Raw genomic sequence first — 15,673 nt, forward strand, 5'->3', positions numbered from 1 at the left:
GCGTGAGTCGAACCGTTCCGGCTCAGGGGGTGAAGCGGTAGCCCAGGCCGTGGACGGTGACGAAGTGGCGCGGGTGGTTGGGGCGCTCTTCGAGCTTGCGGCGCAGGGCGGCGACGTGCTGGTCGACAGTGCGCGAGAAGACCGCCCGGTCGTAGCCCCAGACCTCGTCGAGCAGCCGCTCGCGCCCGAGCATCTCGCCGCGGTGGGCGATGAAGAAGCGCAGCAGGCGGAACTCGAGGGCGGAGAGCGCCACCGCGGAGCCCCCCTTGGTGACCTCGGTGCGACGGAAGTCGACCCGCACGTCGCCGAAGTCGAAGCTGCCGGAGTCGAGATCGGGGGAGCGGTGGACGCGGCGCAGGATCGCGTCGACGCGGGCGCAGAGCTCAGCCATGTCGAACGGTTTGCCGAGGTAGTCGTCGGCGCCGAGCCGCAGGCCGACGACCCGGTCGACCGGCTCGCGCCGAGCGGTGAGCATGAGGATCGGGACCTCGACACCTCGTCGCCGCAGCTCGCGGCAGACGTCGAGCCCGCCGAGCCCCGGCAGCATCAGGTCGAGGATCACCAGGTCGTGGCCGCCGGTGGCGGCGAGCTCGAGGCCGCGCAGGCCGTCGAGCGCCACCTCGATCTCGTAGCCTTCGGCCCGCAGGCGGTCGGAGAGCCCCAGGACGAGCGCCGGCTCGTCCTCGACGAGGAGCAGACGTCTCACGGTCACGAGGATTCTCCGGACGCGGCGCTCCCCGGCAGCTCGATCGTCACCTCGGTGCCGCCGCCCTCGCGCGGCTCGATCGCCACGCGCCCACCGTGAGCGACGACGGTGCGCTGGACGAGGAAGAGTCCGAGCCCGCTCCCGGGGATCGCCAGCTCGGTGGCGCGGCGCCCGCGAAAGAACGGTTCGAAGAGGTGCGGGATCTCGTCGCGTGGAATGCCCGGGCCGCGATCGGCGACGCGGAAGCGCACGCGCTCGCTCCCGGCCGCCTCGACGTGCAGGTCGACGAGCGGGGCGAGACCGCCGAAGCGCAAGGCATTGGCCAGCACGTTGACGAGCGCCCGCACCAGCGCGTCGCGCTCGCCGGCGAGGTGGAGCTCACCCTCGCCCGGCGGGTGGAGGGTGATGCCGGCACTCCCCGGCAACGAGGCACAGCGGGCGATGGCGTCGTGGGCCAGGGCGGTCGCGCCGAGCGCTTCGCGACGCAGCGGCGTTCGTTCGCCGCGCGCCGCGGCGAGCGTGCCCTCGACCAATCCGCCCAGCCGTTCGCTTTCGGCGAGGATCAGCGAGGCGTACTCGCGGACGCGCTCGGGCTCGCGCGCCAGTCCGTCGCGCAGGTTCTCGCCGAGGGCGCGGATCGCGGCGAGCGGCGTGCGCAGCTCGTGCGAGATGGCGGCGACGAATTCGAGCTCGCGGCTCGCCAGGCGGCGCGCGCGATCGGCCGCGGCCACCGCGGCGAGCACCCCGGCACCGAGCACGACGAGCACGCCGAGGCCGAGCGCCAGGTTGCGCCGGCGGGTGCGCAGCACCACCGCGTCGAGTGTCCCCTCGCGTCGGCCGGCGAGCAGGCGCCAGCCCGAGCGCCTCGCCTCGCCGCCGTCGGCGAGGCGCAGGAAGAACGACCGCGGTGCGGTCCCCGGGCTCTCGTCGCGGTCTGTCCGTCCGAGGTTGCGCAGCTCGCGTCCGCGCAACAGGCGGAAGAGGTCGCGCGACACTTCGAGCTCGCTCGCCGTGGCCTCGCCGGTGGCACCGAGCAGCGGCCGCCGCGTGGCGTCCGGCAGCTCGAGCAGGACGAGGTCGCCGCTCTCGCTGCGCTCGTCGGCCGAGAACTGTTCGTGGGTGAGCGGGACGAGCAGATCGTTGATCAGCGCCTCGCGATGGAGCAACACGATCTGCCAGCCGGTGACCGGCAGGGGTTCGTCGTGCCGGCGCGCGCTCTCGCGCCCGGCCGGGCCCTCGTGCACGGGGCGCCGGAGAGCGGGGAAGAGGAAGGCCGGAACCTCGGGCGCCAGCGTCGAGGGCGGCGTGGGATCCCCACTGCCCGGCGCGGCGCTGCGCCGCGCGATCGCCTGCCCGAGCGCGGTGGCCGCGTCGCCCTCGGTGAGCGGGCTGACGACCTCGGACCAGCTGCCCTGAGCTGCGTCGAGCCGGTACGCGCGGTCCGAGCCGGCGGCGACGTCGACGAGGACGATGGCGTCGACCAGCGCGGGATGCCGCGTCGAGGCGCGCCAGGCGGCGAGCCGGGCGGCGAGATCGCCCGGGGAATCGAGCGCGAAGGGGTCGCGCGGGGCGAGCGCGAGGTAGACCTCGGTGAGCGAGCGGGCAAACCCTTCGACGGTGCGCGAGGCGCGAGCCTCGAGCGAGGCCTGGAGCCGGTCGCGTTCGGCCGCTCCGAGCTCGCCGGTCCAGCGGAACTGCAACCAGGCGAGCAACCCCAGCAGCCCGAGCAGCACGAGGAGCGCCAGGGGCAGCCACGAGACGCTCCGTTCGGTCGGGTGGCGGCGCATGGGGCGAATGTATCAACCGTCGATCGCGCCGGAGGGGGCGGGCGGTCGCTCTAGACAATCTAGACAATCTGTTGACGCGCCGGCGGCAGAGTGGAGAGGTGGCGCCGGGATACGCTGCGCTTGCCGGATGCAGAGAGCCCTCCCTCCGGCGGCGCGAGGCGACGATGCGAATCAGCAGACGGTGGTTGGGGTTGGTGGTCCTGGTGCTCGCGGCGCCGGTGACGGGGTGGGCGGAGTCGCCACCTCCGGACCTTTCGGGCCACTGGGTCCTCGACCGCGAGCGCTCGGAGGATCCGCTGCAGAAGATGCGGGACGCCGGGCGCGAGCGGCGGGGCCGGGGGGGTGGACCGCCGGCGGGCGAGGAGGGAGAGCGGCGAGGTGGCGGGCGCGGCGGCGATCCGCGCGGCATGCCGGGAGCTGTCGGCCCCGAGGGCGGGAGCGACGCCGGACCGCGGGCGCGTCTGGTGGAGCGCGAGCGAGCGGCCCGCGATCTCGTCATCACGCACCGCGAGCCGCACCTCGCGGTCAGGGACGGGATCGGCCGGGAGTGGAGTCTCGAGATCGGGGCCGAAGAGTGCGACGTTCCGTTGGCCGAGGGCGAGCCGGTTCGCGCCCGGGCGACCTGGGAGGTCGGTGGTCGCCTCGTCGTGCGCTGGGTGCGGCCCTACAGCGGCCCGGTCGTCACCGAAACGCACGAGCTCGTCGCCGAGGGGACGCGACTGCTGGTCAAGGTCCGCTACGAGGGCGAGGAGCGCCGCCCGGGATTCGAGTATCTGCGCGTCTACGGCCGCGCACCGGAAGCGGAGTTGGCCGCGCCGACGACGGCTCCGGTCGCGCCGACACCGACGCCGGCGGCGGCCACGCCCGCGGCCACGCCCGCGGCAACGGCCGCAGATCAGGAGGATCGTTCGTGAGAGGACGGGTCGTGGGGATCAGCCTGTTGCTTGCCGTCGCCGGGATCGGCGGCTGGTTCTGGTGGAGCCGAGGCCGGACCGAGGTGCCGAAGTACCGGACCGAGGCCGTGGCGCGCGGCGATGTCGAGGTGTTGATCTCGTCGACCGGGACGCTCGAGGCGACCGAGACCGTCGAAGTGGGCAGTCAGGTCTCCGGCACCCTGGCGACCGTGCGCGCCGACTTCAACGACCGCGTCAAGCAGGGCCAGGTGCTGGCGACGCTCGACACGGAAGCCCTCGATTCCTCGGTGATCGAGGCCGAGGCCTCGGTCGAGCGCGCCGCCGCGCAGCTCGCCCAGGCGCAGGCCGATCTGGCACGCAACCGGGCGCTCTTCGACGCCGGGCTGCTCTCGGCGAGCGTCTTCGAGCCGACGGCGACCGCAGTCCGGACGGCCGAGGCCGGGCTGCGTTCGGCGCAGGCCGGCCTCGAACGGGCGCGCAAGGCGCGGCGCAACGCGGTGATCCTCGCGCCGGCTGACGGCGTGGTGCTCGAGAGGTCGGTCGACCCGGGGCAGACGGTGGCGGCGAGCTTCACCGCGCCGAAGCTCTTCGTGCTGGCGCGTGACCTCTCGACGATGCGGATCCTCGCCGACGTCGACGAGGGAGACATCGGCCAGATCCGCGACGGCCAGGAGGTTCGATTCACCGTCGCGGCGCACCCCGGGGTGAGCCATCGCGGCCGCGTCGAAGAGATCCGACTCCAGCCCCGGACGGTCCAGAACGTCGTCACCTACACGGTCGTCGTGTCGGCGCCGAATCCGGACGGTACGCTGTTGCCGGGGATGACCGCGACGGTCGACTTCGTCGTCGACGGGGTGAAGGACGCGTTGACCGTGCCGAGCGCCGCGCTGCGCTTCAAGCCCGACGAGACCGCGGCTCGGGCAGCGTTCGAGCGGCGCCGGCGGGAGCGACAGGGGGCTGCGGGTGGATCGGAGGCTCCGGGAGCTACCGCCAGCGAGCGCCGAGGTCCCGGTGGAGGGGATGGGTCCGGCGACGGCGCGGAGCGCCGCGACGGGAGCAGCGGGAGGCGGGCGCGGGGCGACGCCGGCTCGCCGGAAGGGGGACCGCCGCCCGGCGTGAAGATGGTGTGGCGTCTCGACGCGCAGGGCAAGCTCGCGCCGCAGCCGGTTCGCGTCGGGCTCTCCGACGGCAAAGTCACGGCGATCGAGCCGCTGCACGGCACGCTCGAGCCTGGCGACCTGGTGATCGTCGGCGTGCAGGCGAACGCAGGCGATGCGGCGGCGACGCCGGCTCGGCCGGCGACGGGGTCGGGACCGGGTGGCGGACGGCGGATGCCGATGCCGCCGATGTTCTGAGGCCCGGCGATGGCTCCGAGCGCTCCGCCGGTCCCCCCTGCGAACGCCGCTTCGGCGGCAGCCTCGCCCGTTGCTCGTTCGGCGCCGCCGCCGCTCCCTCCGGCGATCGTCGTGGCCGACCGGGTGACCCGCGTCTACCGCGCGGCCGAGGATGTCGTCGCGTTGCGCGGGATCTCCCTGACCATCCGGGCCGGCGAGTTCGTCGCCATCGTCGGGGCGTCGGGCTCCGGGAAGTCGACGCTGATGCACATCCTCGGTTGTCTCGATCGACCGACCTCCGGAAGCTACCGGATCGACGGCGTCGAGACGAGCGGCCTCGACCGCGACGAGCTCGCCGCCGTCCGCCGGCGACGGCTCGGCTTCGTCTTCCAGGGATTCAACCTGCTGCCGCGTGCCACCGCGCTCGAGAACGTCGAGCTGCCGCTCGCCTATGAACGCTCGGTCGCTCCGCGCGAGGCGCGCGAGCGCGCCCGCGTCTCGCTCGCCGGCGTCGGGCTCGCCCACCGCGAGGAGCACCTGCCGAGCCAGCTCTCCGGCGGCCAGCAGCAGCGGGTCGCGATCGCCCGCGCCCTGGTCAACCGTCCGGCGCTGCTGCTCGCCGACGAGCCCACGGGCAATCTCGACAGCCGCACGTCGTTCGAGGTGCTGGCGCTCTTCCAGGAGCTCAATGACAGCGGCGTCACGCTCGTGCTGGTGACCCACGAGGCGGACGTGGCGCGCTGCGCCCGGCGGGTCGTCGAGCTCGCCGACGGTCGCGTGGTGCGCGACGAGCGGATCGCCGACCGGTTGCTGGCGCGCGAGCGCCTCGAGGAGACGTCATGAGAATCCGGGTGCTCCTGGCGACCGCGTTGCGCAGCCTGGGTCGCAACCGGCTGCGCAGCTTCCTCACCATGCTCGGGGTGATCATCGGCGTCGCCTCGGTGATCGCCATGGTGTCGATCGGCCGCGGAGCGCAGCGGCGCGTCGAGTCGCAGATCGCCGCCCTGGGCAAGAACCTGCTGACCGTCTTCTCCGGCAGCGCCCAGCTCGGCGGCGCGCGCGGCGGCGCGGGTTCGATCAGCACGTTGACGATGGACGACGTCGCCCGGCTGCGCGACGAGGCCGAGACGCTCGCCTACGTCTCGCCGCTGGTGCGCGCTCCCGGGCAGGTGGTCGGAGGGGGCAGCAACTGGGCCTCCCAGGTGCTCGGGGTCTCGCCGGAGTACTTCGCCATCCGCGAGTGGACGGTCGCCGACGGCGAGGCCTTCGGCGACCGGGAGATGCGAACCGGGGCCAAGGTGGCGCTGCTCGGCCGCACCGTGGCGACGAACCTCTTCGGCGAGAGCTCCCCGGTCGGGGCCCAGATCCGCATCGGCCGCGTCCCGTTCACCGTCGTCGGCGTGCTGTCCCCCAAGGGGCAGACCGGCTTCGGCACCGACCAGGACGACATCGTGCTCGCTCCGGCGACGACCGTGCAGAGCCGCCTTGCCGGCGGTCGCAACCTCAACCAGATCTACGTCAGCGTGCGCGAAGGGGTCTCCTCGGCGGTGGCGCAGGCCGAGGTGGAAGAAGTGATGCGGCGCTCGCATCGCCTCGCCGACGGCGAGGAGAGCGATTTCAACATCCGCTCGCAGGCGGAGATCGCCACGGCGGCGGCGGCGACCACGCAGACGTTCACGCTCCTGCTGGGCTCGATCGCCGGTGTCTCGCTGCTGGTCGGCGGCATCGGCATCATGAACATCCTGCTCGTCTCGGTCACCGAGCGCACGCGCGAGATCGGCATCCGCCTGGCCGTCGGGGCGCGCACCCGCGACGTGCTGCTCCAGTTCCTCATCGAGGCGGTCGTGCTGAGCCTGGCGGGAGGGGCGATCGGCGCCGTGCTCGGGGTGGCCGGAGCGCTCGCCATCGGCCGCTCGGGGCGGTTGCAGGCGGTCGTCGAGCCGTCGACGGTGGCGATCGCCATGCTCTTCGCCGCGGCGGTCGGGCTCTTCTTCGGTCTGCATCCGGCGCGGCGCGCCTCGCGCCTCGATCCGATCGAGGCGCTGCGCTACGAGTGAGCGCCGGGGCTCGCGGTCAGCCCCAGCGTTCGTGGAGGAAGTCGCCGACCTGGCGCGCCACCGTGGCCGGAGCGTAGATGCGGTAGCGCTCGATCCGTCCGAGGTGGCGGATGAACTGACTGGCCGTCTCCATCGGCTCGAAGCTTCCGTCGTAGCGCCGCACCCAGACGCGGTTGCCGGCGAGCTTGTGCGGGTCCTTGGCCGAGTTGGAGACCAGCAGGTCGGAGTCGGCGAAGGCCGCGCGCAGCTCGGGCAGCAACGCCTCGAAGCGTGCCTTGTCCTCCCGCTGCAGGTGCTCTCGGCTCTCGAAGGCGAGTGGGTAGTGGCGTCGGTCGACGATGGCGCGGGCATGCGGGTCGCGCGACGTGCGCAGCTCGCCGAGCACCGAGATGTCGTCCTCGGCGAGGAAGCGCTCGGGGTCGGCGCTCCAGCGGCGCCCGTTGCGCCGCATCCACTCCGAAAGATGGAGCTCCATCGCCTTGGCGGTGACGTTGAAGTAGACCTGGGTGAACATGTAGTAGCGCGCCAGCACCAGCGCCTCGACCGCGTGCACGCCACCCTCGTCGACGCCGATCCCCCATTCCCCGCTCTCCGGGTCGGCCACCGGCCTCATCGTGTCGAGCAGCCGCGGCAGGTCGAAGCTGCCGTAGCGCACGCCGCAGAAGAGGCTGTCGCGCAGCAGGTAGTCCATCTTGTCGACGTCGAGCTCGCCGGAGACGATCTGGTAGAGCAGCGGTGGGCCGTCCGGCTCGCCGGCGAGCAGCGCCGCCACGTCGCGTGCGGTGAGGGCGTCGCCGTGTCGCTCGAAGATCGCCGTGAGCTCGTCGGAGGCGAGCAGGCGCCGGGTCATCTGCTCGTGGTCGATGCCGTCCTCGAAAAGCTCCTCGGCCGAGTGGCTGTAGGGAGCGTGACCGAGGTCGTGGAGCAGCGCGGCGGCGCGCACCAGGCGGCGCTCGCGCGGTCCGAGACCGGCGGCGAGCTCGGCCGGGGCGTGGACGCGGAGGGCATCGAAGGCCTGTCCGGCCAGCTCCATGGCGCCGAGCGCGTGGCTGAAGCGGCTGTGCACGGCGCCCGGGAAGACCAGGCTCATGACACCGAGCTGCTGAATGGAGCGCAGCCGCTGCATCGGGCGGCTGTCGACGAGGGCCGACTCGAGAGGGTCGGCGCGGATGAAGCCGTGGACGGGGTCGCGGATCGAGAGCACGCTCGCTCCTTCAGTTGGACTCGGCGTGGGCCGCCAGGTGGCGGAAAGGGCGCAGCGCGGCGAGCAGGCGCCGGCGACTCGCCAGGATCGAGGCGATCGCCGCGGCGCGATCGGCGAGGGCGAGGCTGAGCAGGCCCTGGCGGCGAGCGGCCGGCAGATCGAGCTCGGCGGCGAGTCGGTTGACCAGCTCCGGCAGTGCGGCCTGGCCGAGGAGCTCGGCGACGTCGTCGGGGGCGAGCGGAAAGCGGTCGCCGGTCGCCAGGGCGACTTCGGCGAGGTCGCGCACCAGGCCGTCGCGCAGGCTCGGATCGGGCTCCGGACCCTCGGCGAGGGGACGCACCCTGGCCTGCCGGTAGGGGCGGCCCGGGACCTCTTCGTCCACCTCGAAACGGAATTCGCCGTGGAGCAGGATGTCGAAACGGCCGTCGGCGAGCGGCTCGACGTCGACCAGCCGCCCCGCCGTGCCCGGCAACACGAGAGTCGCCGGTCCGTCGCCGCCGGGCGGTGGCCCGCCGTCGAGCACCATTCCGACCAGCCGCTCGGGCTCGGGCCGGGTCAGGAGGTCGCGCACCATCTCGCGATAGCGCGGCTCGAAGATGTGCAGCGGCAGCAGCGTGCCGGGGAAGTGCACGACCGTGGCGAGCGGGAACAGCGGCAGGAGCGGCAGGGATCCGCTCATCGGGCGGCGATCTTAGCAGCGACCTCGGACGGTGCCGTCGAGCCGAGGTCAGCCGGGCGCCGTCGCGGACGGCGCTTGGGTTCGCTGCGGCTGCTCGAGCGGGACGGCGTGAGCCCGCGCGAAGAAGAGCACGGCGAGCAACAGGCCGGCGACGACGGTGGCACGACGGAAGTGGGCCGGGAGCCAGCGCGAGACGAGCAGGGCGAGACTCGCCACCGCGAGGGTGGCGTAGGTCCCCTCGGCAGCGATCGTGGCGCGGATCGTCGGGGCGAGGGCGAGCCAGAAGATCGGAAGCGCGGCTCCGGCCGCCGGTGCGGCGAGTCGTGGTCCGGTGAGGATCTCCGCGGCGGCGAGCGCCAGCAGGAGCCGGACGAGCCAGGCGATCGCCAGCCCGACCGACCCCGCCGAGGGGCCCTCGCCGATGCGCAGACGGTCGCCCGCGGCGGAGACGAACAGGAGAGTGATCGCCCCGAGCGCGCCGAGGAGGCGCCAGGCGGCCGGTTCCATCCGCCGCCAGGCGGCGAGCAGCAGGAGGTCGCCGGCCAGCGTGGCGATGACGAAGAGGGCGAGCAGTCGGGCGAGCGTCCCGGCGCTCGCCTGGCCCGCCAGATTCTGCGCCAGCGCCGCGTCCGGCGTGGTACCGATCCAACTCGCGGTCGCCAGGAGGCTCGCCAGGAGCAGGGGCGCGGCAGCGAGAGACCACGGCCGGCGCCACTCCGCCCGCCGGCTGGCGGCGAGCCAGGGGATCGTGCCATGGCACCCCCAGATCGCCAGATTCGCCAGGGTCAGGAGGGCATCGACGAGCACGGGACCTCCCGGGTGAGCGAAGAAGGCAGTGGCCGGCTCCAGTCGAGACGCGCGACCGGAGTCGCATCCGTGTGGGCGCGAAGCAGGGCGAGCGGCGTCGCCCCGTCCGGCGGCAACGGGAGATCGGGCAGGAGCTCGGCGAGCGGTGCGAGGACGAATGCGCGTTTCCGCATCCGCGGATGGGGAAGCGTCAACTCGAGGTCGCCGCGCTGGATCGAGCCCCAGAGCAGGAGGTCGATGTCGAGGACCCGGGCGGCCCAACGGGGCGCACGCCGTCGCCCGGCACGCCGCTCGGTCGCCTTGGCAAGAGCGACCAGCGCCTCGGGATCGAGATCGGCGTGGCCGACCGCGACGGCGTTGAGATAGTCGGGTTGAGGCCCGGCGCCGGCCGCCACGAGGGCGACCGAACGGTAGGGAGACGAGACGGCGAGGGGACCGAGGGCGGCGGCGAGACTCGCCAGGGCGCCGAGAAGGACGGCTTCGCGCTCCCCGAGGTTGCTGCCGAGGCCGAAAACGAAGTCCCCCGGAGCGAGCGCGGGTCCGCGTCTACTCGTCTTCGTCGATCTCCTCCTCGTCGATCTCCTCGGCGACGGCGGCGACATCCTCGTCGTCGGCGTCGAAGTCGGCGTCCGGAATCAACTCGTCCGGCTCGTCGAGGGCGCGCAGCACGGCATCCTCCCGCCGCTTCCGCTTGGCCGCCGCGAGGGCCTCGCTGGCGATCTCGGCCGCCTTGGCGTCCTTCTGGTTGGCGCCGCACTTCGGGCAGATCGACTCATGCCGGCCGAGGTCGTAGAACTTCACCCCGCAGCTGAAGCATTCCCACTTGTTTCCCAGTTCCGGCATGCCGTCTCCTTGCCTTCGCCGAACGACCGGCGAAGGTAGCACCCGCCCTTTCGCGGTGTCAACCGCGCGTCGTGGCGCGCCGGGCTTGGTTGCGGGGGAAGGTGGTCGGCGCTAGGATGCCGCGGCTTCCGGCTCCCTCCGGCAGGCCCCTCCTCGTCATGCCTCGCATCGCCCTTTCCGCTCTCGCGCCCGTCCTGCTCGCCGGCTTCCTCGGATCCGGCACGGCCCTGCTGGCGGCTGCGGGCAAGCCGGCCGAGAGCATCGCGGCGGTCGATCCGGCCGACCCGAAGCTGATGCCGGAGGCACGCCTCGCGGCGCTGGTGGCACGGGTCAAGCTCGAGCAGCAGAAGCTGCGGTCGCTCGAGGCCGAATTCGTGCAGCACAAGGAGAGTGCGTTCCTGATGCTGCCGCAGGACTCGCGCGGCGTCTTCTCGTTCGTCGCGCCGGACCGCGTGCGGTGGGAGTATCTGGAGCCGAAGGCGATCTCGCTGGTGATCAACGGCGAGGAGATGACCACCTGGTTCCACGATCTGAAGCGGGTCGACCGGATGAAGATCGGTCGCTACTCGAATCAGGTGCTCAAGTACCTCAACGCTTCGAGCTCGCTCGACACGCTGCTGCGCTATTTCACGGTGAACCTCACCTACTCGCCGCGGCAGGAGGAGCCGTTCCGGCTCGACCTCGCACCGCGCTACCAGCGCGTCGCCAAGCGGCTGCGGGGCATGAGCCTGTGGATCGATCGCAAGATCTTCCTCCCGTCGCGGGTTCGCTACGTGGAAGGGGACGGCGACGTCACGGAGTACCGGTTCGAGAAGATCCGGATCAACTCGAACCTGCCGTCCGACCGCTTCGAGCTTGCCCTGCCTGCCGGGATCGAAGTCCGGGTGCTCGACCTCGAGCACGGCATGGCGACGCCCTGAAGGACCCTCCCGCCTTGCGATTCACCCTGCTCGCCCGTGACGGGCGCGCCCGCGCCGGTCGCCTGGAGACGCCCCATGGGGCGATCGCCACGCCGGCCTTCATGCCGGTGGGTACGCTCGGGGCGGTCAAGGGGATCGGTCCCTGGGACCTCGAGTCGCTCGGCGCCGAGGTCATGCTGAGCAATCTCTACCACCTGTCGCTCCGGCCCGGGACGGGGCGGATCGCCGAGCTCGGAGGGATCCACCGTTTCGCCGGTTGGTCGCGCCCGATCCTCACCGACTCGGGTGGCTTCCAGGTGTTCAGCCTCGCCCACCTGAGGACGGTCGACGAAGCCGGTGTCCGCTTCCGCAGCCATCTCGACGGTGCGCTCGTGCGTTTCACCCCGGAAGGCGTCGTCGCGGCGCAGGCCGAGCTGGGCGTCGACCTCGCCATGGTGCTCGACGAATGCCCGCCCTGGCCGGCGGAGCGCGAGGCCGTCGCGCAGGCGACGGAGCGGACGGTGCGCTGGGCCGCGCAGGCTCGCGAATGCTGGGAGCGGAGCTCGGCCGGGCCGGACAGCCTGTTCGCCATCGTTCAGGGCGGGGTGCATCGCGAGTTGCGGGAGCACTGTGCGGCAGCGCTCTCCGCCCTGGACTTCCCGGGCTACGCGATCGGTGGTGTTTCGGTCGGCGAACCGCTCGCCGAGCGGCGGCTCGAGGTCGAATGGAGCGCGGCCGCACTGCCGGAGGAGCGCCCGCGGTACCTCATGGGGGTCGGGACCCCGGCCGATATCCTGCACGGGGTGCGGCAGGGGGTGGACCTCTTCGACTGCGTCCTGCCGGCGCGCAACGGGCGGCACGGCCTGCTCTTCACCCGCTCGGGGGTGGTGCGGATCAAGAACGCGGTCCACGCCGGAGATCCCCGCCCGATCGACGAGGAGTGCGCCTGCCCGGTCTGCCGCCGGCTTTCGCGGGCCTTCCTGCACCACCTCTTCCGGGCCGGCGAGATCACCGCCCCGGTGCTCGGCGCGATGCACAACCTCCGTCATTACCTTGACTTCATGGGCGAAGTCCGAAAAGCTATCTATTCCGGCCGTCTGGCCGACCTCGCCACCGCAGTCGACCCTCTGGACCCCAAGCCAGCCGGTGCTCGCGATGTCGAGGGGGTTGTCCGCCCCGGCGGAGACCGCGACACGAAATTAGGAGAGGGTTGACCATGCCAGGGCTCTTCGTCCTCGCGCAGGCCCCGGGCGGTTCCGGTTCCGCCTTGGTGCAGTTCGTACCGATCGTCGTCATCTTCGCCATCTTCTATTTCCTGCTCATCGCCCCGATGCGCAAGCGCCAGAAGGCGTTGCAGCAGATGGTCGACGCGCTGAAGAGAGGCGACAAGGTCGTCACCAACGGCGGCCTCTACGGCGAGGTCTCGGCGGTCGAGGGAGGAGTCGTCCACCTTCGGATTGCCGACAACGTGAAGGTCCGGGTGGCCAAGTCCGCGATCGCCGGGCTCGAAGGCACCGGAGAGGAGACCCCGAAATGAACAGCCTTACATGGCGCGGCCTGGTGGTGCTGGGGGCGGTCGTCCTCGCCGGGATCGCCGTCTATCCTCCCAAGCAGAAGATCAATCTCGGCCTCGATCTGCAGGGTGGCATCCACCTCGTCTTGAAGGTGGAGACGGGCGACGCCCTGGCCTCGGAGACCGACAAGGACATGCAGCGCCTGCAGCAGGAAGCGGTCGCGGGCGGTGCGGCGGCGGCAGCGACCGAGCGCACGAGCGAGACCAGCTTCCGGGTGACCGGGGTGTCGCTCGACAAGGACCCGGTGATCGCCAAGGCCGCGGCCAACTACCTGACGGGCTGGGAGTGGCGGCGCGACGGGGATGCACTGGTCTTCCAGATGGAGACCCCGCACGCCAAGCAGCTCGCCGACATGTCGGTGAACCAGGCGCTGCAGACCATTCGCAACCGCATCGACGAGTTCGGCGTCGCCGAGCCGATCATCGCGCGCCAGGGCCTCGACAGCGACCGCATCGTCATCCAGCTCCCGGGCGTCGACGATCCGGAGCGCGTCAAGCGCCTGATCCGCAACACCGCGTTCCTCGAGTTCCGGCTCGTCGACTATCCGCCGAACGGCGGCGGTGCGCAGACCGAGCAGGACGTGACCTCGCACTATGGCGGGGCCCTGCCGGCCAACGTCGAGTTGATGACCGAGGACACCCGCGACAAGCAGGGCCGGCTCACCGGCCAGCGCTTCTACGCCGTGGAGCGCAAGCGGGTGATCACCGGCCGCGACCTGCGCTCGGCCTCGCCGGGCTCCGGCCAGTTCAATCAGCCGATCGTCCACTTCAGTCTGACGCCCGACGGGGCGCGGATGTTCGGCGACGCGACGGGTGCCAACGTCGGTCGCGGCCTGGCGATCGTGCTCGACGGCAAGGTGATGTCGGCGCCGAGCATCAATTCGCGCATCACCGATTCCGGGATCATCGAAGGCCGCTTCACGCAGCAGGAGGTGCAGGACCTCGTCACGGTGCTGCGCTCCGGTGCGCTGCCGGCCGGCATCACCTACCTCGAGGATCGCACCGTCGGTCCGTCGCTCGGCGCCGACTCGATTCGCAAGGGGCTCGAGGCCGGTCTGGTCGGGGCGGTCGGCATCATCCTGATGATGCTGATCATCTACCGCGGGGCCGGCGTCAACGCGATCGCCATGCTCGCGGTCAACATCCTGCTGATCTTCGGCGGCCTGGCCTACTTCGGCGCGACCCTGACGCTGCCGGGCATCGCCGGCATCGTGCTGACCTTCGGCATGGCGGTGGACGCGAGCGTGCTGGCGTTCGAGCGGATCAAGGAAGAGCTGCGAGCCGGACGGCTGGTCAAGGCCGCCATCGACGCCGGCTTCGATCGCGCGCTGGCGGCGATCATCGACACCCACCTGACCACGCTCATTTCGGCGTTGTTCCTGTTCCAGTTCGGCACCGGTCCGGTCCGCGGATTCGCCGTCGCGCTGTCGATCGGCATCCTCGGGACGCTGTTCTCGATGGTGTTCGGCAGTCGTTGGCTGTTCGACGCGACCGTGCTGCGCAGCGGGCGCGCCGACAAGATCTCGATCTGAAGCAGCACACGCGGTAACGGGTTCGCAGGGACGAGGACACGATCGGCCGGCTACGATCCCGGCGACCGGCAAGGAGCGGAAGATGGAGCTGCTGCACGACATCAACATCGACTTCATGAAGTGGCGGAGATTCTGGGTCACGGTCTCCTTCGCGGTGATCGCGATCGGCATGATCGCCATGTTCACGGTGCGCCACCTCAACATGGGAATCGACTTCGCGGGCGGCACCCAGGTGACGCTGAAATTCCGCGACAAGCCGGACGTCGACGCCCTGCGGACGCTGCTCGAGCAGGCCGGACTCGCCGAGGCGGTGATCCAGCGGTTCGGCAAGGAGGCCGACAACTCGGTGATCCTGCGCACGCCGATCCTCAAGGGGACGGAAGAGGGCAGCGGCGCGAAGCTGACCGCGGCGCTCGACGCGCGGTTCAACGCCGGGACGAACGGCTTCGACCTCAACCAGCAGGGAACCGGTTCGCTCGCCTCGCTGCTCTCCGGCGTCGACCCGGACGGTGTCGGGCCGGCGAAGGCGCCGGCGTACTACGAGGCGATGGCCGAGACCATCCTCGGGGTCCGCAAGCAGGCCGGCCTGCTGACCGACTGGTCGCAGCTGGCGTCGGCCCCAGGCGTGGGGACGAAGGCCCTCGAGGCGCTCAAGGCGAACGCTCGCCTGGGTCACTTCTCCGTCCTGTCGCTGGAGAACGTCGGACCCCAGGTCGGCTCGGAGTTGCGCCAGCGCGGCATTCTCGCGGTGGTCTTCTCGCTCATCGGCATGCTGGTCTACATCTGGTTCCGCTTCGAGCTGCGCTTCGGCATCGGCGCGATCATGGCGAGCATCCACGACGTGCTGGTGACCTTGGGGCTGTTCACCATCGCCGGCTTCGAGTTCAACCTGACGACGATCGCCGCCTTCCTCACCCTGGTCGGCTACTCGACCAACGACACGGTCATCATCTTCGACCGGGTGCGCGAGAACATGCGCAAGGACCGCGGGGCGGCGCTGATTGACGTGATGAACCACAGCATCAACCAGACACTGCCGCGCACCATCCTCACCGGCGGCACGGTCTTCGTCGCGGCGATGGCGCTGCTGGTGCTGGGCGGCGACGTGATCCGCGGTTTCGCCTTCATCATGACCGTCGGCGTGGTCGTCGGCACCTACTCGTCGATCTACATCGCCAGCCCCTTCGCGCTCCTCTGGGAGAAGTACTTCGGCAAGGGCAAGTTGGCCAGCGGCAAGGCGGTGGCGACGGCTTCCGCTCCGCCGCGTCGCGCGGCGGACGCCGGTCAGCGGCGCCCGGCGCCGCGCAAGCGCTAGCCGGTCGCGCGCGGTTTTCGATA

The 15,673-nt window shown here is 71.6% G+C and carries 16 protein-coding genes; 9 read left to right on the forward strand and 7 right to left on the reverse strand.

Annotated features, from left to right (window positions below; all coding sequences use genetic code 11):
- Positions 1–22: 22 nt before the first annotated feature.
- Both IPJ17_09525 and IPJ17_09530 read right to left on the reverse strand, forming a co-directional pair.
- Positions 23–706, reverse strand: coding sequence for a response regulator transcription factor (locus IPJ17_09525; GenBank protein QQR76136.1), 684 nt, complete (start codon positions 704–706; stop codon positions 23–25).
- 2 nt (positions 707–708) lie between these two features.
- A complete protein-coding gene (locus IPJ17_09530) occupies positions 709–2,493 on the reverse strand; it encodes a HAMP domain-containing histidine kinase (protein ID QQR75789.1) in 1,785 nt (594 codons plus the stop codon).
- A 164-nt stretch (positions 2,494–2,657) separates the two neighbouring features.
- On the opposite strand from IPJ17_09530, the gene IPJ17_09535 reads away from it, so the two are divergent.
- The 4 genes from IPJ17_09535 to IPJ17_09550 are packed head-to-tail and all read left to right on the forward strand — an operon-like array spanning position 2,658 to position 6,798.
- Positions 2,658–3,407: a hypothetical protein gene (locus IPJ17_09535; protein QQR75790.1), complete on the forward strand. Its 750-nt coding sequence runs from the start codon at positions 2,658–2,660 to the stop codon at positions 3,405–3,407.
- Complete coding sequence (locus tag IPJ17_09540) at positions 3,404–4,762, forward strand: efflux RND transporter periplasmic adaptor subunit (GenBank protein QQR75791.1); 1,359 nt, start codon at positions 3,404–3,406, stop codon at positions 4,760–4,762. Before IPJ17_09535 ends, IPJ17_09540 begins: the two co-directional genes overlap by 4 nt.
- A gap of 9 nt (positions 4,763–4,771) precedes the next feature.
- Positions 4,772–5,584: an ABC transporter ATP-binding protein gene (locus IPJ17_09545; protein ID QQR75792.1), complete on the forward strand. Its 813-nt coding sequence runs from the start codon at positions 4,772–4,774 to the stop codon at positions 5,582–5,584.
- Positions 5,581–6,798 (forward strand): ABC transporter permease, encoded by a 1,218-nt coding sequence (locus tag IPJ17_09550; GenBank protein ID QQR75793.1) that lies wholly within the window; start codon positions 5,581–5,583, stop codon positions 6,796–6,798. Before IPJ17_09545 ends, IPJ17_09550 begins: the two co-directional genes overlap by 4 nt.
- Positions 6,799–6,814: 16 nt before the next feature.
- Here IPJ17_09550 and IPJ17_09555 read toward each other — a convergent pair whose 3' ends face one another.
- Genes IPJ17_09555 through IPJ17_09575 form a run of 5 tightly spaced genes read right to left on the reverse strand, consistent with a single transcriptional unit; the run spans position 6,815 to position 10,331 of the window.
- Positions 6,815–8,002, reverse strand: coding sequence for an HD domain-containing protein (locus tag IPJ17_09555; protein QQR75794.1), 1,188 nt, complete (start codon positions 8,000–8,002; stop codon positions 6,815–6,817).
- Positions 8,003–8,012: 10 nt separating this feature from the next.
- The gene (locus tag IPJ17_09560) at positions 8,013–8,681 is read right to left on the reverse strand and encodes an LON peptidase substrate-binding domain-containing protein (GenBank protein ID QQR75795.1); all 669 of its coding nucleotides are present in this window, start codon (positions 8,679–8,681) and stop codon (positions 8,013–8,015) included.
- Between the two features lie 48 nt (positions 8,682–8,729).
- A complete protein-coding gene (locus tag IPJ17_09565) occupies positions 8,730–9,488 on the reverse strand; it encodes a hypothetical protein (protein ID QQR75796.1) in 759 nt (252 codons plus the stop codon).
- Positions 9,467–10,090, reverse strand: coding sequence for a 2-amino-4-hydroxy-6-hydroxymethyldihydropteridine diphosphokinase (folK, locus tag IPJ17_09570; protein ID QQR75797.1), 624 nt, complete (start codon positions 10,088–10,090; stop codon positions 9,467–9,469). Before folK ends, IPJ17_09565 begins: the two co-directional genes overlap by 22 nt.
- Positions 10,035–10,331, reverse strand: a complete 297-nt coding sequence (locus tag IPJ17_09575; GenBank protein ID QQR75798.1) for an FYDLN acid domain-containing protein — start codon at positions 10,329–10,331, stop codon at positions 10,035–10,037. Before IPJ17_09575 ends, folK begins: the two co-directional genes overlap by 56 nt.
- Before the next feature lie 158 nt (positions 10,332–10,489).
- Here IPJ17_09575 and IPJ17_09580 point away from each other — a divergent pair, with 158 nt between their 5' ends.
- The 5 genes from IPJ17_09580 (at position 10,490) to secF (ending at position 15,650) form a co-directional block, all read left to right on the forward strand.
- Complete coding sequence (locus IPJ17_09580; GenBank protein ID QQR75799.1) at positions 10,490–11,251, forward strand: outer membrane lipoprotein carrier protein LolA; 762 nt, start codon at positions 10,490–10,492, stop codon at positions 11,249–11,251.
- A gap of 14 nt (positions 11,252–11,265) precedes the next feature.
- A complete protein-coding gene (gene tgt / locus IPJ17_09585; protein QQR75800.1) occupies positions 11,266–12,444 on the forward strand; it encodes a tRNA guanosine(34) transglycosylase Tgt in 1,179 nt (392 codons plus the stop codon).
- 2 nt (positions 12,445–12,446) lie between these two features.
- Positions 12,447–12,767: a preprotein translocase subunit YajC gene (gene yajC, locus IPJ17_09590; protein QQR75801.1), complete on the forward strand. Its 321-nt coding sequence runs from the start codon at positions 12,447–12,449 to the stop codon at positions 12,765–12,767.
- On the forward strand, positions 12,764–14,335 hold the full coding sequence (gene secD, locus IPJ17_09595) for a protein translocase subunit SecD (protein ID QQR75802.1): 1,572 nt from the start codon (positions 12,764–12,766) through the stop codon (positions 14,333–14,335). The genes yajC and secD overlap by 4 nt, the downstream gene beginning before the upstream one ends.
- Before the next feature lie 82 nt (positions 14,336–14,417).
- Positions 14,418–15,650: a protein translocase subunit SecF gene (gene secF, locus IPJ17_09600; GenBank protein QQR75803.1), complete on the forward strand. Its 1,233-nt coding sequence runs from the start codon at positions 14,418–14,420 to the stop codon at positions 15,648–15,650.
- The last annotated feature ends 23 nt before the right edge of the window (positions 15,651–15,673 follow it).

It is taken from the genome of Holophagales bacterium, assembly GCA_016699405.1.
In the GTDB taxonomy this organism is placed as follows: Bacteria; Acidobacteriota; Thermoanaerobaculia; order Multivoradales; family JAGPDF01; genus JAAYLR01.